Genomic DNA, 18,405 nt, shown 5'->3' on the forward strand with positions numbered 1-18,405 from the left:
GGAAACCGCACATGCTAGCAGCGCCAGCGCGTGCCGCGACCGGCTTCGCCCTGCGCGGCCTCAGCGGCGCAGCGCAATGGCGAGGGTGTAGGTGCCGGTCAGCCCGGCCTCGTCGAGCACGTGGCCGGCCATCGCCTCGCGCAGCTGCGCGAGCGAGAACCCGGCCTGCACGCCGAGCCTGTCGACGTCGAGTGCGTGGATGCGGAAATGGTAGTGATGCACGCGCTCGTCGTTCCACGGCGGGCACGGCCCGTCGTAGCCGAGGTAGTCGCCCGCCATCGCCGCGTCACCGGCGAACCAGCCGGTGTAGTCGTTGATGCCCTGGCACGAACCGGCGGGCCCCGGCGGCGTGCGCTTGCCGTGCGCGACGACGCCCTCGCCGCAGCTGCCGCGCGCGAGCTCGCGGCAGTCGGCCGGGATGTCGGCGATCAGCCAGTGCACGAAATCCGTGCGCGGCAGCGAGGCGGGCACGCGTCGTCCGGGCTGGTTGACGTCGTCGCCCCGGGTCGGCACGTCGCTGTCGATGCACGTGATCACGAACGAGCGCGCACCTTCCGGCACCTGGTCCCAGGCGAGGTGCGGGCTGCGGTTCGCCGACGGCACGCACGGCGCGTCGGCGGTGCCGGGACGGCCGAATGCGCAATCGTCCGGAATCGGCTGCATGTCGCGGAAATCGTCGCTGCGGATACGCACGGGTGGCACCTCCTGCCCGCAGTATCGCGCAGCGCGGCGCACGCACAACAGTCGTGCGCGTACGTATGCGCCCGCCGTTCAGCCGGCGACGAGTTTGCCGAACGGGCCCGCGAGCGCGTCGCCGTAGCGTTGCCAATGCCCTGCCTGGAAGCGCACCGGCAAGCCGCCGAGGCTGCGCATCATCGCGGCGAACTGGTGGCCCGGCTCGAGCGCATCGAGGCCGAGGAAACGCGCGAGCGCATCGCCGGCGCCGGCCGGATCGTCGAGCAGCGCATCCGCGGCGACGACGAGGCGGCGCGGGTCGTCGAGTGCCACGCCGTGCTGCAGGTGGCGGCGCGCGCGCACCAGCCATTCGGCGGCGCCGTCGACGTCGCTGCACGGAAAGCCGCGCGCCCAGCCGAACGCGAGCCAGTTGAGCAGCGCGTCGCGCGGATCACGTTCGACCACGATGATGCGCGCGCCCGGCATGACCCGGCGCACGAGCGCGAGCAGGTGCGCGTCCCAGCGCGGCAACCAGTCGACCACCGGGCGATCGAGCGCGACTCCGCCCGCGCGCAGCGGCGCGAGCCATCGCTCGCGCAACGCCTCGCGTGCGGCCGCGTCGAGTTCGCCGCAGTAGTGCTGGAAGCGCGGCTGGCTGAAATGGTCCACGCGCGCGGCGGGGCCGATGCGGTCGCGCAGCACGGTCAGGCCCGGCTGGTCGGCGAGCAGCGCGGCCACGCGCTCGACGCCGCTGCCGGGGGTGCCGAGCAGCAGTACCGGTGCCTGCGCCCACGGCGCCTGCGTCGGTTCGGCGAGCGCGGCGTCGAGCTGCGGGTGCGGATCGGCGAGCGCGGGCACCGCGACGGGCGCGCCGCGCTGTGCCTCGGCGAAGCAGCGCACCGCCTCGGCCGCGTCGCCGGCGCGATCGTGCAGGCGGCCGAGGTAGTTCCAGCGCAGGCGCGCCTGGCCGTCGGTGAGATCGCCCTTTTCGAGCGCGTCGAGCATCGCGCGGGCACCGTCGGCATCGCCCTCACGCAGGCGCGCGCGGGCGCGCACGAGGCGCATCTCGGCATCCTCGCGCGCGGCGAGCACGATGCCCGCGTGCGCTTCGGCGGCGTCGAGTTCGCCGAGGTATTCGGCGAGCAGCGCGAGCCGGTTGCGCGCGAGCAGGTCGGCCGGATTGCGCTCGAGCATCTCCTTCCATACCGCGGCCGCGTCCGGCAGCCGTCCGGAGAGGCTGAGCAGGTCGGCGCGCGCGGCACGCACGTCGTCGTCGGGCGCCATCGCGAGGCAGGCGTCGTACGCCTCGATCGCCTCGTCGACGCGACCGAGCCGCGCCAGCGACCAGGCCAGCGCGCGCGCCGGCATCGGCAGCGCCGGATCGATCGCCAGCGCGGCGCGATACGACGCGACCGCGTCCTCGTAGCGGCCCTCGGCGCGCGCGACGTCGGCGAGGCCGACCTGCGCGGCGACTTCGAAGCCCGGCACGCCGAGCAATTCATGGTACTGCGCGTCGGCCTCGCCGCGGCGACCGGCCTTGAGCAGCACCGAGCCGAGCCACGGCCGCACCTGGTGCAGGTCGGGCTTGATGCGCAGCGCGTTGCGGAACGCCTGCTCGGCGAACGCGGGCGTGTCGCGGCGCGCGAACGCCTGGCCGAGCATGAACTGGATCATCGCGTCGTTCGGCGCGAGGTCGGCGGCACGCCCGAGATGGCGCAGCGCCGCGTCGAGGTCGCCGCGTTCGAGCAGCAGGCCACCGAGGCCGGCGAGCGCATGTGGCTCCTCGCCGTTGCGCAGCGCGGTGCGGAAGTGCTGTTCGGCGACCGCCTGCTCGCCGCGCATGAGCGCGAGCTGGCCCAGGCCCGCGTGCGCGCCGGCGAGGTTCGGGTCGAGCGCGAGCGCGGCATGGAAACCCCGTCGCGCCGCTTCATGGTCACCCTCGCGGAAGCTCATCGAAGCGAGCGTGAGTTCGATGCCGGCGTCTTCGGGCGCGAGTGCGTGCGCACGCTGGAGCAGCGTGCTGCCTTCGGGCGTGTCGCCGAGCTGGTAGCGCAGCATGCCGAGCAGGTGCAGCGCTTCGACGTCGTCGGGTTGCTCGGCGAGCCTCGCGCGATAGCCCTTCTCGGCTTCGTCGAAGCGGCCCTGGCGATGCAGGTCGATGGCGTCTTTGAGCATGCGTGCGTCGTTCGCGTGGAGGTGTGGAATGCGCGTGCGGGCACGCGCCGGACCGCCGATTATGCCGCATCCGGCCATGCTAGGCTTTCGCGCCTTGGATCCCCAGCGCGACCACCGTGAGCCGCAACCAGGACCTCTCCACCCTGCTCAGGGCCCGCACGCCGCTGCTGCTGGTCGATTCCGCCGACGAAAACGGCGTGATCGAGGGCTTCCGCCACGCGATCGCGCAGTGCCTGCGGCCGTTCTGGCGCTGGAGCATCACCGGCGGCCTCGAGCGGCTCGACCTCGATCTCGACGACGACGGGGACGAATCGATGCGCGAGGCGCCCGACGCGAGCATGAGCCTGCAGGCGATCAAGCGCACGCCGGTCGCGGGCGTCTACCTGCTGCTCGATTTCCAGCCGTACCTGCGCTACCCGATGACCTTGCGCCTGCTGCGCGAGATCGTGCAGCGGCAGGAGTCGGCCGAACACACGCTCGTGCTCGTCGGCGCCGGGATCGAACTGCCCGGCGAGCTGGCGGCGGTCGCGACGCGCTTCGAGTTCGCGCTGCCCGACAAGGAAGCGCTCGCCGCGATGCTGCGCGAGGAGGCGTTCCGTTACTCGCGCGACCACGGCGGGCGGCGCGTCGAAGTGGACGCCGAGGCCGCGCGCGCGATCGTGCGCAACCTCGTCGGCCTCGCCCTCGAGGACGCGCGCCGCATCGCACGCAAGCTCATCTACGACGACGGCGCGATCACCGCGGCCGACCTGCCCGAACTCGCGCGCGCCAAGCACGCGCTGCTCGACCGCAACGGCCTGCTGCATTTCGAGTACGAGACGGCGCAGTTCGCCAACGTCGGCGGGCTCGCCCGGCTCAAGCAGTGGATCGCCCAGCGCCGCGCGGCGTTCCTCGGCGAGAAGCAGACGGTCAGGCTGGACCCGCCCAAGGGCGTGCTGCTGCTCGGCGTGCAGGGATGCGGCAAGAGCCTCGCTGCCAAGGCTACCGCGGGCGGCTTCGGCGTGCCGCTCGTGCGCCTCGACTTCGGCACGCTCTACAACAAGTACCACGGCGAAACCGAGCGCAACCTGCGCGAGGCGCTCAGGAGCGCCGAGCTGCTCGCGCCGTGCGTGCTATGGATCGACGAAATCGAGAAGGCGCTGTCGACCTCCGGCGACGATGGCGGCGTGTCGCGTCGCGTGCTCGGCTACCTGCTCACCTGGATGGCCGAACGCAAGGCGCCGGTGTTCCTCGTCGCGACCGCGAACGAGGTGCACCAGCTTCCGGCCGAGCTGCTGCGCAAGGGCCGCTTCGACGAGACGTTCTTCGTCGACCTGCCCGACGCGCCGACGCGCGTGGACGTCTTCCGCCTGCACCTCGCGCAGCGCAGCCTCGATCCGGCGGCGTTCGACCTCGACGCACTCGCCGCGGCGAGCGACGGCTACTCGGGAGCCGAGATCGAACAGATCGTCGTCGCCGCGCTGTACGCCGCCGCGGCCGCGAAACAGGACGCGCCGACCCAGGCGCAGCTGCTCGCCGAGTGCGCGGCAACGCGGCCGTTGTCGGTGCTCATGGCGGAAAAGGTCGCCGGGCTGCGCGCGTGGGCGCGCGGCCGCACGGTGCCGGCCGGCTGAGTGCCGCGATGGAGGCGAACGCTCGGGCACGTCGTCGCGTTCCTCCCCGGCATCGGCCTGCCGCCGCGCGCGGCGATGGTCGAGGGCGACACCTTCCTGCCCGGCATCCGCATCACGCGCGGCGAACTCGTCTCCCCAAGCCCTGAGCAGCGCCGCTCCCCGCCCGCCCGTCACTCCACCGCGAGATGTCGCTGCATGCGCCGTGCGATGTAGTCGACGGTGAAGCTGCGCAGGCGTGCATCGAGGATGAAGCCGCAATGGCCGCCATGCGCGGCGATGTCGAGCTCGACGTTCGACGGCAGCTGCAGCGCGTGGAAGTCGGCGACCGGGATGACCGGATCGTCTGCCGCGGTGAGGATCGTCGCCGGCACCTCGAGCGTACGCAGCCGATCGCCCGCGATCGAATAGCCGTCGAGGTAGGCGTCGAGCGAACCGAAGTCGGTGTGGCGCAGCACGAGCGCGCGCGTGAGCCCGCGCAGGTCGGCGGCGAGCTCCTGCGCGCTGAACCAGTCGACCTCGGGAAACAGCTCGCGCTTGCGCCGCAGCGACTCGCGCCACTTGTGCAGGAAATAGCGCTGGTAGATCCACGGAGCTCGCTCGAGCCCGAACAGGCCCGCGGCAGGGCTGACCACCGGGCACACCGCGATCGCATAGCGCACCGCGTCGGGCGCGCGCGACGCCACGCGCAGCGCGAAGTTGCCGCCGAGCGAGAACCCGGCGAGCGCGACCGGTGCGGCCGCGAACATGTCGCGCACCGCGCGCACCGCGGCGACGACTTCGTCGATGCGGTTGGAGTGGAACAGCTCGCGGTTCAGGTGATGCGTGTCGCCGTGGTCGCGGAAGTTGAGGCGGAACACGTCGAAGCCGTCGCCGAGCAGGCGTGCTCCGGTGCCGACCACGTAGGACGAGCGCGCGCTGCCTTCCCAGCCGTGCAGCAGCACGACCAGCCCGAGCGCCCGCGCGCGCCCGCGCTGGCGCGCGAGGAAGCCCTGCAGGCGCACGCCGTTGCCGCAGTCGAGCAGGTGTTCCTCGCTGCCGCGGTCCAGATCCCGCTGCGCGCCACGCAAGGCGAGGCGGCGCAGCGCGCTCGAGGCGAGGATCGATTGCAGGTGCGGATTGGCGAGCCAGCGTGGCGGCCGGAAATCGACGCCGCGCGGCAGCTCGCCGCGGCGTTCGTCCTTGCCGGCGGCGAGCAGCGCGGCCTCAGTCGTCGCCATAGCCGAGCGTCTGCACGATGCGCGCCCGGCTCAGTTCCGCCATGCGCCGGCGGGCCTCGGGCGTCGCCGGCACCGGTTCGAGGAAATGGATCTCCGCGTCCATCGCGGGGTTGCCGAGCACGCGCAGGAAGTTCGTGAAGAAGCTTTCCTTGCGGCCGAACGGGACGCGCGGATCCTGGCGGCCGTCGCGGCCGTAGCGCAGCGCGACCGGTTGCACCGCGACATCGGCGTCGAGCGCGGTCTGGAAGATGCGCGCGTGGAAGGTGCCGACGCGGTCGCCGTGGCCGCTGCCACCCTCGGGAAACACGCCGACCGGCTCGCCCGCGCGCAGGCGCTCGACCACGCGTGCCATGACTGCGTTGAGCGAATCGGTGTTGCCGCGGCGATGGAAGATCGTGCCCGCGCGCGAGGCGAGCCAGCCGACGAAGGGCCAGCCGGCGATCTCGCTCTTGGCCACGAAGCTGACCGGTCGCCGGCTGTGCATGAGCTCGATGTCGAGCCATGAAATGTGATTGGCGACGTAGAGCACCGCGCCCGGCAACGGCTCGCCGAAACTGCGGATGCGCAGGCCGAAGATGCGCACGAGGCGTGCCGACCACCAGCGGATCATCGCCTTCTCGAACGTCGTGCGGCCGACGCGGATGCGTGCGGCGAGCGGGTTCAGCGCGAGCAGCGCGAGCGGCACGGCGACGATCGCGTGCAACAACAGCTGCGGCACGCGCCAGCCGTAACGCCAGGGTCGCAAGCGGTCGCTCGACGGTACGGCGGCAACGGGGGATTCGACGAGTCGGTTCATCGTGGCCTGCAGGTATCGACGTGATAGTAGCGGAGTCTGGTGCGCCGCCGCACGAGGCTGCACGAAGCGTTCAGCCGTCCTGCAGGCGTTCGGCCGCTTCGGCGAGGTCGGCCAGGTGCTGCTCCCACCAGCGCTCCTCGCCGACCTGCGGAAAGCCGCGCGGGAAGGCCGGATCGTGCCAGCGCGCGGCGACCCAGCCGGCCCAGTGGATCTGCCGCATCAGGCGCAGCGGTTCGACGAGGTCGAGTTCGCGCGGATCGAAGTCACGAAACTCGGCATAGCCTTCGAGCAATGCGTCGAGCGCGCGCGGCGATGGCGCGAGCATCCACAGGTCCTGCACGGCCGGGCCAGTGCGCGCGTCGTCGAGGTCGACGAAATGCGGGCCGGCATCGGTCCACAGCACGTTGCCACCGTGGCAGTCGCCGTGCAGGCGCAAGGTCGCCGGCGCGACGCTCGCGAAGCGCGCGTCGACGAGGTCGGCAATCGCCACGGTGCGCGCGCGGTAGCGCTCCTCCAGGTGGCGCGGCAGCAGCGGCGAGGCGAGCACCGCGCGGGCCGCTTCGCGCACGAAGCCGTCGCCGTCGATCGCGCCACGGACGCGAAAGCGACTGCGCGCCCCGACCGCGTGCAGGCGCGCGAGCAGGCGCCCCATCCAGGCGAGATGGTCGGCCGATTCGAGCTCGGGCGCGCGGCCGCCGCGGCGCGGATAGAGCGTGTAGCGGAAACCCGCGTGCACGAGCAGGGTCGCGCCGTCGACGACGAGCGGCGCGACGACCGGCAGTTCCGCCGCGGCGAGTTCGAGCGCGAACGCGTGTTCCTCGGCGATCGCCGCATCGCTCCAGCGCGCGGGCCGGTAGAACTTCGCGACCAGCGGCGCACCGTCCTCGATGCCGACCTGGTAGACGCGGTTCTCGTAGCTGGGCAGCGCGAGCAGGCGGCCGTCGGTCGCGTAGCCGGCCGCCTCGATCGCGTCGAGCACGGTGTCGGGCGTGAGCGCGTCGTACGGCGCGGCCGCCGTCATCCTCAGACCGCCTTCGGCGTCGGCCGCGGCACCACCGCGAGCGTGAGGCGCGAAATGCAGACGAGCCGCGCGTGCGCGTCGACGATGCGGATCTCCCACACCTGCGTCGTGCGGCCGATGTGCACCGCGCGCGCGGTGCCGGTGACGTCGCCTTCGGTCGCCGCGCGCACGTGGTTGGCGTTGATGTCGAGCCCGACCGCCATCTCGCTCGCCTCGATGCACAGGTTGCCGGCGAGGCTGCCGAGCGATTCGGCGAGCGCGACCGACGCACCGCCGTGGAGCAGGCCGAACGGCTGCCTGGTGCGCGCGTCGACCGGCATCGTGCCTTGCACCCAGTCGTCGCCGATCGCGGTCACGCGCATGCCGAGGTGCTCGACCAGGCAGCCGCGGTTCCACGCGTTGATGCGCTCGAGGTCGGTGGTCTGCTTCCAGATCGGCATGGCGCGGGCTCCGCGGTGGGGGCGGGGACTATAGCCTGCGGGCCCGGGGCCGGGGGCCGAAAGAACGCGGTCAGGCGCCGGCGTATTTCGCCGCGCAGGCCCCGAAGCTCATCACCGGGGCGACGACGAGGCCGTCCGCCTGCGGCTTGGCGCCGGCGTCGACGAAGATCATGTGGTTGCTGTTCGCCGCGAGCCGGTACGGCCACGACGCGGCGACGTCGACCACGCCCACATCGAAGGTCAGCGAGCGGTCCTCGAGCGCGACGAGCCAGTGCTGGTTGTCGCGCCGGTCCGACATGCTGATGATTGCGCCGCGCGCGAGGCGGCCGTCGATCGACGGTTTCAGCACGACCGCGTCGTCGAGGTCGCGCAGCCGGTCATGCGTGCGCGCATGGAAGGCGCCCGAAACGACGAGGTGCGCGGACACCATGTGGTTGTGCACGTGCGGAATGATCGTGCCGCCGCGACGCATGCCGAATACGCGCACGAACCAGGCGCGCCGCGCGCCGGGCGAGACGAGGTCGGCAGGGAGCACGGGATCGGCGACGTCGGCGAGCCGCGTCGGATAGCGGAACCCGCGCTCGAGCCGGTCGATGTCGAGCCAGGCGACCAGGTCCTCGACCGCGACCGAGGTGTTGAGCTGCTCGATGCGCGCCTGCCAGTCGGTGACCGCCAACTCGCCGCGCACGACGCGCCCGTTGAGCACGGCGAGTTCGCGCGCCCAGCGCACGAGCGGCTCGGGCCGGCCGCCCGCCCAGGCGCGCGAGCCGGCGAGCGCGGCGAGCAGGATCGCGCCGGCGCCGGCACCCTGGAGGAAGCGGCGACGCGCGTCGTCGGTGCCGGCGCGATCGGATTCGCCCGTATCGGGGATACGCGTTCCGCCCATGTCCGTGCTCCTCCGTTCGCCACGCGCATCGTCGCCGCGGCAGATGGCCGGACGAGGGCATGCACCTGCGTTTTCGCGGCCCGCGTCGAATTGGGCGACAATCACCGCCACTCCACGATCCCCGATCGCGTGTCCCACACCGTCACCCTGCAGGCCAGCGGCAAGCGTTTCGACGTGCTGCCCGGCGAGACCGTGCTCGAAGCCGCGCGACGTGCCGGCCTCGCCCTGCCGTACTCCTGCCTCGCCGGCGTGTGCGGCAGCTGCAAGGCGACCCTTGTCGAGGGCGCCTGCACCTATCCGCGCAATCCGCCGAGCGCGCTCAACGCGGCCGAACAGCTGCGCCACCAGGTGTTGCTGTGCCAGGCCGTGCCGAGCGGCGACATCACGATCGCCGCGCGCGAGGTCGCCTCGGTCGCCGACATTCCGCGTCGGCGCCTCACGCTGCGCATCGCCGGCAAGCGCCTGCTCAGCCACGACGTGATGCGCCTGCACCTCGCGCCCGCACCCGGCGAGCGCCTGCGGCGGCTGGCCGGCCAGTACCTCGACGTGCTGCTCGAGGGTGGCCGCCGGCGCGCGTTCTCGATCGCGAATGCGCCTGCACACACCGGTTCGCACGACGACGACGCGATCGAGCTGCACGTGCGCCGCGTCGCCGGCGGCGACTTCACCAATGCGGTGTTCGACGTGCTGCAGCCCGGCGCCGAACTCGACGTCGAGGGCCCGCTCGGTACCTTCGTGCCGCGCGAGGACAGCGAGCGACCGCTGCTGTTCATGGCCGGCGGCACCGGCTTCGCGCCGATCAAGGCGCTCATCGAACACTTCCTCGCACTCGGCACGCGGCGACCGATCGCGCTGTACTGGGGCGCGCGCAGCGCGGCCGAGCTGTACCTGCGCGAACTGCCCGCGCGCTGGGCGCGCGACGTCGCGGCGTTCCGCTTCGTCCCTGTCGTGAGCGATCCGGAAGCAGGCGCGACGGCCCGCATGGGACTCGTGCACGAAGTGTTGCTCGACGACGAACCGGACCTGTCCGGCTTCGACGTCTACATGAGCGGACCGCCGGCGATGGTCGATGCAGGCCGCCGCGCCTTCGCCGACGCGGGCTTGCCCGAGGAGCGCCTGTACTACGATTCGTTCGACTACGCGCCGGACGTGATCGCGCAGATCCTGCGCGGACGCGCCGGCATCGACGGCCCCTGAGGAACATCCGGGGTCGCCCTGCGGTCCATCCGCGATCCATCGAAGAGATGCACCATGCACCGCGCGCTCCTGCTTCCGTTCGTCCTGCTCGCCCTCCTCGCCAGCGCGCCCGTCGCGGCGATGCGTTGCGGCAACCGCCTCGTCAGCGACGGCGCGCAGGATTTCCAGGTCCGCGAGCGCTGCGGCGATCCGTTCTGGAGCGACCGCTGGACCGACGTCGTCGTGCTCGGTCGCGACGGGCCGCTCGAGAGCCAGCGCGAAGTGCAGTACGACGCCTGGTACTACAACTTCGGCCCGCGCCAGCTCATGCGCCGGCTCCTGTTCCGCGACGGCGTGCTCGCGCGCGAGGACACGCTCGGCTACGGCGTCGACCGCATCGGCGAAAACTGCGAACCGAACCGCCTGCTCGACGGCCTCAGCGCCGGCGAACTCGTCGCGCTCTGCGGCGAACCCGCGTCGCGACGCAGCCGCAACGACGCGCTCGTGCGCCGGCCCGCGCCCGGTGTCGAGCGCTGGCGCGAACAGCGGCGCGAGGACTGGATCTACGATTTCGGCGACCGCCGCCGCGTCCGCCTGGTACGCCTCGTCGACGGCCGCGTCGACACGGTCGAATCGCTCACGCGCTGAGAGCCGATCCAGCTCTTCGTCGCGGCGGTCGAAGGCACCGGGTCCGGGTTTTCGCCGGGACGACGAGCAGGTTTCGCGAGCGCACGCGCCGGGCAACGCCATCCAAGCAAGCAGCAGAACTCCGGCGCAAGCCGGAATCCAGCGTGGTCTTGACGCCGGCAACAGGAAAAAATGGATTCCCGCTTTCGCGGGAATGACGGCGGTGTGGGACGAACGCGCTGGGTCCCGGCTTTCGCCGGGACGACAGGGTAGCTCCGCGCTTCTGCGCTTTTGCGCTTCTGCTTGTGCTCCACCGGGTCCCCTCGGCGCCGGCGGGCGGCGGCCGAAATGGCCCGAAGGGGGCGCGCGATGGATCGCGCGCATTGCGCCGCCAGCGCAGGGATGCGCTCGGCGCAACCGGCCGACGACCGCGGACCCGCGAGGCGAAGCCTCGCGGGCGGCGACGCGGGGTGCCCTTTCTCTCGGTGCCTTCCCTTTGGGCAAGCAAAGAGAAGGCACCCGCTCGCCGCCGAGGCGAGCGGAACCTTGCGACAGCGTCGCGCTACGCGAAAGAAGCCGCGCACCGCGTGAGCCGACGCCTCACCCCATCACGCGAAAAGCTGGATTCCGGCTTTCGCCGGAATGACGGCGTTCTCGCTCGCCGCGAGGCAGGTGGAACCAAGCCACGGCGTCGCGACGAGCGAAGCAAGCCTTGCGCGGCTGACCGCGCGACACCCTACGCAGCCGGAAGGCGCGGCACGCCGTGCTCGCTGCGTTCCTCGAATGCGATCGGCCGCGTGTCGAGCGCATCGCGTGCGAGCAGGGGCGCGAGCGCGACGGTCGCCTCGCCGCGCATGCAGCGCAGCGCATTGGCGTACGCGGTGGCCGCGCCGGCGAGGTCGTTTTCGCCCTTGCGGCAGTCGCCGACTGCCTCCCACGTCGCCGCCGAGGGCGTCAGCGCGAGCGCGCGCTCGAGCGCATCCTCCGCCTTGCCGTACTGGCCCTGCAGCACGTACAGCCGGCCGAGCGTGGTGAGCAGCGGCGCGCTGTTCGGCGCGAGCGCGAGCCAGGACTCCGCCACGCGCAGGCGCGCGCCGGCCTCGGCCGCGCCGAGTTCGCCGTAGACGGTCGCGAGCAGGTCGCTCCATTCGCGCCGCTGTGCCGATTCGATCTCATCCATCGCGGCGAGCACCTGCCCCAGCCCGGCGGCACGGCGCGCGAACGCGGCGACGAGTTCGGCGCGCTTGCGCTGCGCGCGCGTCGCGCCGCTCCACGCCGCGGCGAGTCGTGTCGCGTCGGGCGCCGCCGCGAGCACGGCGGCGAGCACGCGTGTCTCGAGCGCCGCCTGCGCGTCGGCGGTCAGCGACTGGCTGCGCGCGATCGCGGGCAGGGCGTCGAGCGCCGCCTGCACCTCGCCGCAGGCGAGCGCGGCTTCGGCGAGCAGGCGCCAGCCGCGGGGCGACAGCTCGCCCGTCGCTGCCTTCGGCTTGAGCAGGGCGAGCGCCTCGGCATGGCGACCGCCTTCCACGAGGAAGCGCGCACGCGTCGCGTCGGCCGCGCGCAGGCCGCCCGCACCGACGTCGTCGAGTGCCTGCGATGCGCGCTCGGGCGCGCCGCGTTCGTAGGCGGCGCGCGCCGACACGAGCAGCGCGGGTGTGCGGAACGCGCTGTTCTGCGCCGCGCGCGCGAGGTCGCGTTCGGCCTGCGCGTAGTCGCCTTCGGCGAACGCGGTGAGGCCGGCGGCGAGTCGTTCGCGGCCACGCCGCTTGACCGAGCGGCCCCAGGCGCGGAACGGCCAGCGCGCGAGACCCCAGGCCAGGGTGAGCGAGGCCCATGCCAGCAGCAGCAGCGCGATCGCGACGACGAGGCTCGATTCGACCGTCGTGCCGCGCAGGCGCACCTGCACGTAGCCGGGATCCGCCGCCAGCCAGTGCCAGGCGAGCGCCGCGACGAACGCGGCGAGGAGGAACAGCAGGACGGTGCGCCAGAGCCTCATGTGCCCGCTCCGTCCGGCGCGGCCACCCGCGCCGCCGGCACCGGGGGATGCGCGAGCGCGCGCGTCGCGCGCAGGTTGCGCAATTCCTTCAGCGCGCTGCCGAGTTCGGGCAACGCGGGGGCGAGCGGTTCGGCCGCGAGCCGGTCGATGTCGGCGAGTGACGCGCGCGTGGGCGGGGCAGCCTCGTCGAACGTTGCGGTGATGCCCGTGCGGGCACGGCCGAGCGCGGCCTTGTAGCCGTCGCCGTCGCGCGCGAGCAGCGCCGCCTCGGCGTCACGCAGGTCGAGCACGACGAGCGAGCGCGCGAGGCCCGGGTCGCGCGCGGCCAGCGGGTCGCCGTCGTCGTGGCTGATCTTCACGAACTGTTCGATGAAACCGGACCAGCGCGACGTCGTCGCCGGCCCTGCCTGCGCCGCGGCCTGGCGTGCGGGCAACGCGGCGGCAGCCTCGCGCAGGCGCGCGAGCGCGGCGAGCGCCGCGTGCGTTTCGGCCGGCCGGCTCGCCTCCAGCGCCTGGCGTTCCGCGCCGATCGTCTGGCGCACCGACGCGAACACCGGGTCTTCCGCCGCGGCGAGCGCCGAATCGGCCAGCCGGTACGCGGAAATCGCCGCCGCTGCGTCCTGGAACAGGGCGAGACGCTCCCGTGCCTGCTGCAGGAGGAACTCCGCCTCGTTCAGCGCGAGCGCATCGCGTCCGCTGAGGCGCTGCTCGGACAGGTTGGCCACTGCGTCCTCGAGATGGCGCGAACGCTCGCCGAGCGCGAGCAGTTCCTCGCGCACGCTCTTGTTGACGTCGTCGGCATCGGTGAGGCGCGCGCGCAGGCCGTCGATGTCGCGCTTGCGCTGGTCGACCGTGCGCGACAGCGCGTCGAGGCGCGCACCGAGATCGTCGATCGCACCGGCTTGCGCGGCCGCGCGACCGTGTTCGAGCGCGTAGACACGCCACAGCGCGACGAGCGCGACGACCAGCGCGGCGAAGGCGACCAGCCAGGCGAGGCGGGCACCGCCGCGCCCCGTGGCGGCGCGCGGCGGCGTCCGCGGCGCAAGTTCGCGGCCGGCGGCTGGCGAGGTACTTCCGATGTCTTCGCTCATGTCCGCATGCTAGCCGAAAGCGCCGGCGCCGGCAGCGCGGCACGGCGTCACGTCCGGCGGTCGGCGAGCGCGCGCGATGCCGTCGCGAGCAGGTCGCGCGGCGCCGCCGACGCCGCGGTCGCGATCTCCGCGAAGCCGGCCGCACGCGCGGCCGCGGCCAGGCGCGCGCTGCTGACCACGATCGGCCGTGCGCGCAGGCGCGCGAGCAGCGGCGATGGCAGCGCGGCGACGAGGTTCGCGAGCGCCTCGCCGCTCGACAGCAGGGTCACGAGCGGGTCCTTGGCCACGGCGAGGGCGTCGAAATGGCGGCGTGTCAGGCGCGGCGGCAGTCGCCGGTACACGTGGATCGGCAGGACGTCCGCGCCGCGCGCGCGCAGCGTCGGCGCGATGAGGTCGCGCCCGCCGGGCGCGCCGACGAGGGCGAGGCGGCGGCCGTGCATGTCACCGAGCCCGGGCAGCGCGAGCAGGCCTTCGCTGTCGGCACGCTCCGGCGCGGTCGCGTCGATGCCATGCCGGGCAAGCGCCGCGCGCGTGCCCGCGCCGACCGCGAACACGACGGCGCGCGCGGGCACGGAAAGGCATGGCGTGCGATCCAGCGCAAAGCGCACGGCCGCGGGACTCGTGAAGATCCAGGCGTCGATGGCGCCGGGCGGGCGCGCCACCGGCAGCGCGCGCAACGACAGGCCCGGCAAGGACAGTGCGCACGCGCCGAGCCGGCGCGCGCTGCGCAGCAACGCGGTCGCATCGGGGCGCGTCACCACGACGGTCGCGCCCGCGAGCGCGCGGCCCGCGTCGACGCGCGGCAGGCGTGCGGGAGTCGGCATGGCCGCATCATACGGCCGCGCTTGAGGCGCGCGCAGCGTGTGCGCACACTTGCCCTTTTGCCGGACATGCCGATGCACGCACCCTCCTCCGCGCTCGCCACGCTGCGCGGCGAACTCGACCGCATCCCGCTCACGCGCGCGATGGGCCTCTCGGTCGCCGATTTCGACGGCGCCTCGCTCGCGCTCGCCGCGCCGCTCGCGCCGAACGTCAACGACAAGGGCTGCGCCTTCGGCGGCAGCCTCGCGAGCCTGATGACGCTGGCCGGCTGGGGCCTGCTCGAGCTCGTGCTGCAGGCGCGCGCGATGCACGCGGACATCTACGTGCAGGACAGCAGCATCCGCTATCTCGCCCCGGTGTGGCACGACTTCCGCGCGATCGCCGCGGCGGCACCTGGCGAATCGCTCGACGCGTTCGCCGCCACGCTCGCCGAGCGCGGCAAGGCGCGACTGCGCGTGCACTGCCGCGTCCCCTTGCCCGACGACGGCGACGCGGCCACGCTCGATGCGCGCTTCGTCGCGCTGGTTCCGCGCTGACGCGGCGTCGCGCTTGCTGCACAATCGACGCATCCGCCGCGGAGGTTCGCCATGCATCGCCTGTCGTCCGTCCTGTTGATTGCCGCCCTCGCCCTGCTCGGCGGTTGCGCGACCGAGAAGATGCGCTCCAAGACCACGCTGCTCGACGAGACGCTGCGCAGCTACGCGGCGACGATCCGCTGGGGCGAGGTTTCGCAGGCGCTGAATTTCGTCGAGCCGAAGGCCCTCGCCGAGCACCCGCCGACCCAGCTCGAACTCGACCGCTTCCGCCAGGTGCGCGTGACCGGCTACAACGAGCAGCCGGTCGTGCCGGTGAGCGAGGACGAGATGCACCAGACCGTGCAGATCGAGCTCGTCAACGTGAACACGCAGAGCGTGCGCTCGGTGATCGACCGCCAGGTCTGGAAGTACGACGAGGCCGGCAAGCGCTGGTGGCTGACGACCGGCCTGCCGGACATTTCGCGGCACGACTGAGGCGCGCCGCGCGCGGGCCGGCTTTCCTCGCAACGGCGCGTGCCGGATAATCGCCGGCCGCGCACGTCCCGTGCCCCCGCCAGCGAAGCCGATGTCCGACGTCCTGCACCGCCTGCCCGAGTTCCTCGGCAACCACTTCTACCTCACCCTCGCGTTCGTCGGCGTGTTCGTCGCGTTGCTCGTCACCGAGGCGCAGCGGTTCACGCGCGGCTATGCGGCGCTGACCCCGGCCGGGCTCACCCAGCTCATCAATCGCGAGAACGCGCTGGTCGTCGACGTGTCGGCGCTGGCCGAGTTCGAGAAGGGGCACATCCCCGGCGCGAAGCATGTCGCGATGAGCGCGCTCGATCCCGCCCACAAGGACCTCGCCAAGGCGCGCGAGCAGCCCATCGCGCTCGTCTGCCGCAACGGGCAGACGTCGGCCCAGGCCGCGCAACGCCTCAAGAAGGCCGGCTTCCAGAAGGTGTTCTGGCTCGAGGGTGGCGTCGCAGCGTGGAACGAGGCGCAGATGCCGCTCGTCAAGGGTCGCGCCTGAGGCAGGTCCCTGTGTCTGGCCGTCTGGACGGCCAAACGCCCGGCCGGCGGCCGGCGACCCCGGCAGCGGACCGCGACGCGTCACCGGATCCGGGAGCCGCGACCCGGTTCGCGCCGCCCCGCGTACCGCGTCGCATCGCGTCCGCCCCGTTCCCGCGGCCCGCGTGCGCGCCCGGCGCGTCCGTGGGATAATCGACGGCCTTTACCTCTCAATCGAGCACATCATGGCAGACAACACCAACGGCGCGGCCGCGCCCGAGCAGAACCAGGCGCAGCTGAACCTGCAGCGCATCTACGTCAAGGACGTTTCGTTCGAGGCGCCGGGCGCTCCGCAGATCTTCCAGCAGCAGGGCCAGCCGAACGTCGAGCTCAACCTCGCGCAGCGCGTCGCGTCGATCGGCACGGACGTCTACGAGGTCGTGCTCAGCGTCACCGCGACCTGCCGCGTCGAGGACAAGACCGCGTACCTCGCCGAGGTGCAGCAGGCCGGCATCTTCGGCCTCACCGGCTTCGACGCGCAGGCGCGCGAGGCCGTGCTCGCGACCTATTGCCCGAACGTGCTGTTCCCGTACGCGCGCCAGGTGATTTCCGAGCTCGTGCAGAATGGCGGTTTCCCGCCGTTCTTCCTGCAGCCGATCAACTTCGACGCGCTGTATGCCGAACAGATGCGCCGGCGCGCCGAGTCGGGCGCTCCGCAGGGCGCGAACGCCTGATCGCGCGCGGCCGCGGATGATGGCCGTGCGCCACGCCTCGTCCACCGCGATCCGCCGCCGGCGGGTCGCGGTCGTCTCGTGATGAATGCCTTCGTCGTGCTCGGCGCGGGCTCGTGGGGCACCGCGCTCGCGGTGCAGCTCGCGCGCAACGGCGTGCCGACCACGCTGTGGGGCCGCACGCCGCAGGCCGTCGTCGACATGGCGACGACGCGGCGCAACGCGCGTTACCTGCCCGACCTCGAAATCCCCGACGCGCTGCAGTTGTCGGGCGCGCTCGAGCCGTGCGTGCGCGACGCCGGCACCCTGCTCCTTGCGGTGCCGAGCCATGCCTTCGACGACCTGCTCGCGGCGATCGCGCCGTGGGTCGCGCCAGGCATCGGCATCGCCTGGGCGACCAAGGGCTTCGATCCCGCGTCGGGCCGTTTCCTGCATGAACTCGTCGCCGCGCGCCTGCCCGGCCATCCTGCCGCGGTCGTGACCGGGCCATCGTTCGCGCGCGAGGTCGCGATCGGCCTGCCGACCGCGCTGACCGTGCATTCGGCCGACGCCACCTTCGCCCGGGACGTCGCGCGCGCGCTGCACTCGCCGCGCTTCCGTGCGTACACCGGCAGCGATGTGCTCGGCGCGGAACTCGGCGGCGCGATGAAGAACGTGCTCGCGGTCGCGACCGGCGTCGCCGACGGCATGCAGATGGGCCTCAACGCGCGTGCCGGTCTCATCACGCGCGGCCTCGCCGAAATGCTGCGCCTCGGCGCCGCACTCGGCTCGCGCGCGGAAACGCTGATGGGCCTCGCCGGCCTCGGCGACCTCGTGCTCACCTGCACCGGCGATCTCTCCCGCAACCGCCGGCTCGGGCTCGCGCTCGGCCGCGGCACGCCGCTCGCGCAGGCGATCGCCGGAATCGGCCAGGTCGTCGAAAGCGTGCAGACGGTCGACACCGTGATGAAACTTGCCGACGCGCACGGCGTCGAGCTGCCGATCAGCGCACTCGTGCAGAAGGTGCTGCACGAGGAACTCACGCCGACCGAAGGCATGCGCGCGCTGCTCGCGCGGGAGCAGAAGCCCGAGTATCCCTGAGGGCTGGAGCGCGGCGCGGGCTTGCGGGCCCCAACGGCCGATCGATCACGCGCTGCCGGCGAAGCCGAGCTGGCGCCACGCCTCGTAGACGACTACCGCGACCGCATTCGACAGGTTGAGGCTGCGGTTGCCCGGACGCATCGGCAGGCACAGCCGATGCGGCGGCTCGATCGCATCGAGTACGTCCTGCGGCAAGCCGCGTGTCTCCGGGCCGAACAGGAAGGCATCACCGTCGGCGTAGGCGACCGTGTCGTAGCGGGCGCGGCCACGCGTCGACAACGCGAACAGGCGCCGCGGCGCGACCGCGGCGACGAACGCGCCGAGATCGTCGTGCACGGTGACCTCGGCGAACTCGTGGTAGTCGAGGCCGGCGCGGCGCAGCTTGGCGTGGTCGAGGTCGAAGCCGAGCGGACGCACCAGATGCAGCGCCGCGCCACTGTTCGCGCACAGGCGGATCACGTTGCCGGTATTCGGCGGGATCTCGGGCTGGTAGAGGACGACATGCAGCACGCGCGCATTATCGTGGCGCGCCACGC

Annotated in this window: 19 protein-coding genes; 8 read left to right on the forward strand and 11 right to left on the reverse strand. The window is 72.8% G+C overall.

Going from position 1 to position 18,405, the window contains the following annotated elements; all coding sequences use genetic code 11:
* Positions 1-60: 60 nt before the first annotated feature.
* Complete coding sequence (locus EV148_RS02540; RefSeq protein WP_131992957.1) at positions 61-693, reverse strand: YbhB/YbcL family Raf kinase inhibitor-like protein; 633 nt, start codon at positions 691-693, stop codon at positions 61-63.
* A gap of 78 nt (positions 694-771) precedes the next feature.
* The gene (locus EV148_RS02545; protein WP_158287277.1) at positions 772-2,850 is read right to left on the reverse strand and encodes a tetratricopeptide repeat protein; all 2,079 of its coding nucleotides are present in this window, start codon (positions 2,848-2,850) and stop codon (positions 772-774) included.
* Between the two features lie 116 nt (positions 2,851-2,966).
* Here EV148_RS02545 and EV148_RS02550 point away from each other — a divergent pair, with 116 nt between their 5' ends.
* Positions 2,967-4,463, forward strand: coding sequence for an AAA family ATPase (locus EV148_RS02550; RefSeq protein ID WP_131992963.1), 1,497 nt, complete (start codon positions 2,967-2,969; stop codon positions 4,461-4,463).
* Between the two features lie 170 nt (positions 4,464-4,633).
* Here the strand turns inward: EV148_RS02550 and EV148_RS02555 are convergent, their stop codons facing one another.
* The 5 genes from EV148_RS02555 to EV148_RS18820 form a co-directional block, all read right to left on the reverse strand.
* Positions 4,634-5,680: a YheT family hydrolase gene (locus EV148_RS02555; RefSeq protein WP_131992966.1), complete on the reverse strand. Its 1,047-nt coding sequence runs from the start codon at positions 5,678-5,680 to the stop codon at positions 4,634-4,636.
* On the reverse strand, positions 5,667-6,476 hold the full coding sequence (locus EV148_RS02560; protein WP_131992969.1) for a lysophospholipid acyltransferase family protein: 810 nt from the start codon (positions 6,474-6,476) through the stop codon (positions 5,667-5,669). The genes EV148_RS02555 and EV148_RS02560 overlap by 14 nt, the downstream gene beginning before the upstream one ends.
* 70 nt (positions 6,477-6,546) lie before the next feature.
* A complete protein-coding gene (locus EV148_RS02565) occupies positions 6,547-7,497 on the reverse strand; it encodes a serine/threonine protein kinase (protein ID WP_131992972.1) in 951 nt (316 codons plus the stop codon).
* 2 nt (positions 7,498-7,499) lie between these two features.
* Positions 7,500-7,937, reverse strand: a complete 438-nt coding sequence (locus tag EV148_RS02570) for a hotdog fold thioesterase (RefSeq protein ID WP_131992975.1) — start codon at positions 7,935-7,937, stop codon at positions 7,500-7,502.
* Between the two features lie 70 nt (positions 7,938-8,007).
* On the reverse strand, positions 8,008-8,823 hold the full coding sequence (locus EV148_RS18820; protein WP_131992978.1) for a hypothetical protein: 816 nt from the start codon (positions 8,821-8,823) through the stop codon (positions 8,008-8,010).
* A gap of 129 nt (positions 8,824-8,952) precedes the next feature.
* On the opposite strand from EV148_RS18820, the gene EV148_RS18825 reads away from it, so the two are divergent.
* Positions 8,953-10,020, forward strand: a complete 1,068-nt coding sequence (locus tag EV148_RS18825; protein ID WP_131992981.1) for a 2Fe-2S iron-sulfur cluster-binding protein — start codon at positions 8,953-8,955, stop codon at positions 10,018-10,020.
* Between the two features lie 54 nt (positions 10,021-10,074).
* Positions 10,075-10,647: a DUF2845 domain-containing protein gene (locus EV148_RS02585; RefSeq protein WP_131992984.1), complete on the forward strand. Its 573-nt coding sequence runs from the start codon at positions 10,075-10,077 to the stop codon at positions 10,645-10,647.
* A gap of 715 nt (positions 10,648-11,362) precedes the next feature.
* Here EV148_RS02585 and EV148_RS02590 read toward each other — a convergent pair.
* Genes EV148_RS02590 through EV148_RS02600 form a run of 3 tightly spaced genes read right to left on the reverse strand, consistent with a single transcriptional unit; the run spans position 11,363 to position 14,537 of the window.
* Positions 11,363-12,622, reverse strand: a complete 1,260-nt coding sequence (locus EV148_RS02590) for a heme biosynthesis protein HemY (RefSeq protein WP_131992987.1) — start codon at positions 12,620-12,622, stop codon at positions 11,363-11,365.
* A complete protein-coding gene (locus EV148_RS02595) occupies positions 12,619-13,713 on the reverse strand; it encodes a uroporphyrinogen-III C-methyltransferase (RefSeq protein WP_131992990.1) in 1,095 nt (364 codons plus the stop codon). The genes EV148_RS02590 and EV148_RS02595 overlap by 4 nt, the downstream gene beginning before the upstream one ends.
* Before the next feature lie 47 nt (positions 13,714-13,760).
* Positions 13,761-14,537 carry a uroporphyrinogen-III synthase gene (locus EV148_RS02600; protein WP_131992993.1) on the reverse strand — a complete coding sequence of 259 codons (777 nt, stop codon included), beginning with the start codon at positions 14,535-14,537 and terminating at the stop codon, positions 13,761-13,763.
* Between the two features lie 72 nt (positions 14,538-14,609).
* Here EV148_RS02600 and EV148_RS02605 point away from each other — a divergent pair, with 72 nt between their 5' ends.
* The 5 genes from EV148_RS02605 (at position 14,610) to EV148_RS02625 (ending at position 17,869) form a co-directional block, all read left to right on the forward strand.
* The gene (locus EV148_RS02605) at positions 14,610-15,071 is read left to right on the forward strand and encodes a YiiD C-terminal domain-containing protein (RefSeq protein ID WP_241987951.1); all 462 of its coding nucleotides are present in this window, start codon (positions 14,610-14,612) and stop codon (positions 15,069-15,071) included.
* Positions 15,072-15,122: 51 nt separating this feature from the next.
* Positions 15,123-15,545: a hypothetical protein gene (locus EV148_RS02610; RefSeq protein ID WP_131992999.1), complete on the forward strand. Its 423-nt coding sequence runs from the start codon at positions 15,123-15,125 to the stop codon at positions 15,543-15,545.
* 91 nt (positions 15,546-15,636) lie between these two features.
* Positions 15,637-16,080 (forward strand): rhodanese-like domain-containing protein, encoded by a 444-nt coding sequence (locus tag EV148_RS02615; protein ID WP_131993002.1) that lies wholly within the window; start codon positions 15,637-15,639, stop codon positions 16,078-16,080.
* A gap of 220 nt (positions 16,081-16,300) precedes the next feature.
* Positions 16,301-16,792 (forward strand): protein-export chaperone SecB, encoded by a 492-nt coding sequence (secB, locus tag EV148_RS02620; RefSeq protein WP_425479837.1) that lies wholly within the window; start codon positions 16,301-16,303, stop codon positions 16,790-16,792.
* An 81-nt stretch (positions 16,793-16,873) separates the two neighbouring features.
* Entirely contained in the window at positions 16,874-17,869 is a 996-nt protein-coding gene (locus EV148_RS02625) for an NAD(P)H-dependent glycerol-3-phosphate dehydrogenase (protein WP_131993008.1), read from the forward strand.
* A gap of 45 nt (positions 17,870-17,914) precedes the next feature.
* Here EV148_RS02625 and EV148_RS02630 read toward each other — a convergent pair whose 3' ends face one another.
* Entirely contained in the window at positions 17,915-18,403 is a 489-nt protein-coding gene (locus EV148_RS02630) for a tRNA (cytidine(34)-2'-O)-methyltransferase (protein ID WP_241987952.1), read from the reverse strand.
* Positions 18,404-18,405: the final 2 nt, after the last annotated feature.

This window comes from Dokdonella fugitiva (assembly GCF_004342425.1).
GTDB lineage: Bacteria > Pseudomonadota > Gammaproteobacteria > Xanthomonadales > Rhodanobacteraceae > Dokdonella_A > Dokdonella_A fugitiva.

Excerpts from the sequence above, each read along its gene's own strand:
- EV148_RS02545 (WP_158287277.1), bottom strand. The coding sequence starts at position 2,850 with ATGCTCAAAGACGCCATCGACCTGCATCGCCAGGGCCGCTTCGACGAA.
- EV148_RS02555 (WP_131992966.1), bottom strand. The coding sequence starts at position 5,680 with ATGGCGACGACTGAGGCCGCGCTGCTCGCCGCCGGCAAGGACGAACGC.
- EV148_RS02560 (WP_131992969.1), bottom strand. The coding sequence starts at position 6,476 with ATGAACCGACTCGTCGAATCCCCCGTTGCCGCCGTACCGTCGAGCGAC.
- EV148_RS02565 (WP_131992972.1), bottom strand. The coding sequence starts at position 7,497 with ATGACGGCGGCCGCGCCGTACGACGCGCTCACGCCCGACACCGTGCTC.
- EV148_RS02570 (WP_131992975.1), bottom strand. The coding sequence starts at position 7,937 with ATGCCGATCTGGAAGCAGACCACCGACCTCGAGCGCATCAACGCGTGG.
- EV148_RS18820 (WP_131992978.1), bottom strand. The coding sequence starts at position 8,823 with ATGGGCGGAACGCGTATCCCCGATACGGGCGAATCCGATCGCGCCGGC.
- EV148_RS02585 (WP_131992984.1), top strand. The coding sequence starts at position 10,075 with ATGCACCGCGCGCTCCTGCTTCCGTTCGTCCTGCTCGCCCTCCTCGCC.
- EV148_RS02590 (WP_131992987.1), bottom strand. The coding sequence starts at position 12,622 with ATGAGGCTCTGGCGCACCGTCCTGCTGTTCCTCCTCGCCGCGTTCGTC.
- EV148_RS02595 (WP_131992990.1), bottom strand. The coding sequence starts at position 13,713 with ATGAGCGAAGACATCGGAAGTACCTCGCCAGCCGCCGGCCGCGAACTT.
- EV148_RS02600 (WP_131992993.1), bottom strand. The coding sequence starts at position 14,537 with ATGCCGACTCCCGCACGCCTGCCGCGCGTCGACGCGGGCCGCGCGCTC.
- EV148_RS02605 (WP_241987951.1), top strand. The coding sequence starts at position 14,610 with ATGCACGCACCCTCCTCCGCGCTCGCCACGCTGCGCGGCGAACTCGAC.
- EV148_RS02610 (WP_131992999.1), top strand. The coding sequence starts at position 15,123 with ATGCATCGCCTGTCGTCCGTCCTGTTGATTGCCGCCCTCGCCCTGCTC.
- EV148_RS02615 (WP_131993002.1), top strand. The coding sequence starts at position 15,637 with ATGTCCGACGTCCTGCACCGCCTGCCCGAGTTCCTCGGCAACCACTTC.
- EV148_RS02625 (WP_131993008.1), top strand. The coding sequence starts at position 16,874 with ATGAATGCCTTCGTCGTGCTCGGCGCGGGCTCGTGGGGCACCGCGCTC.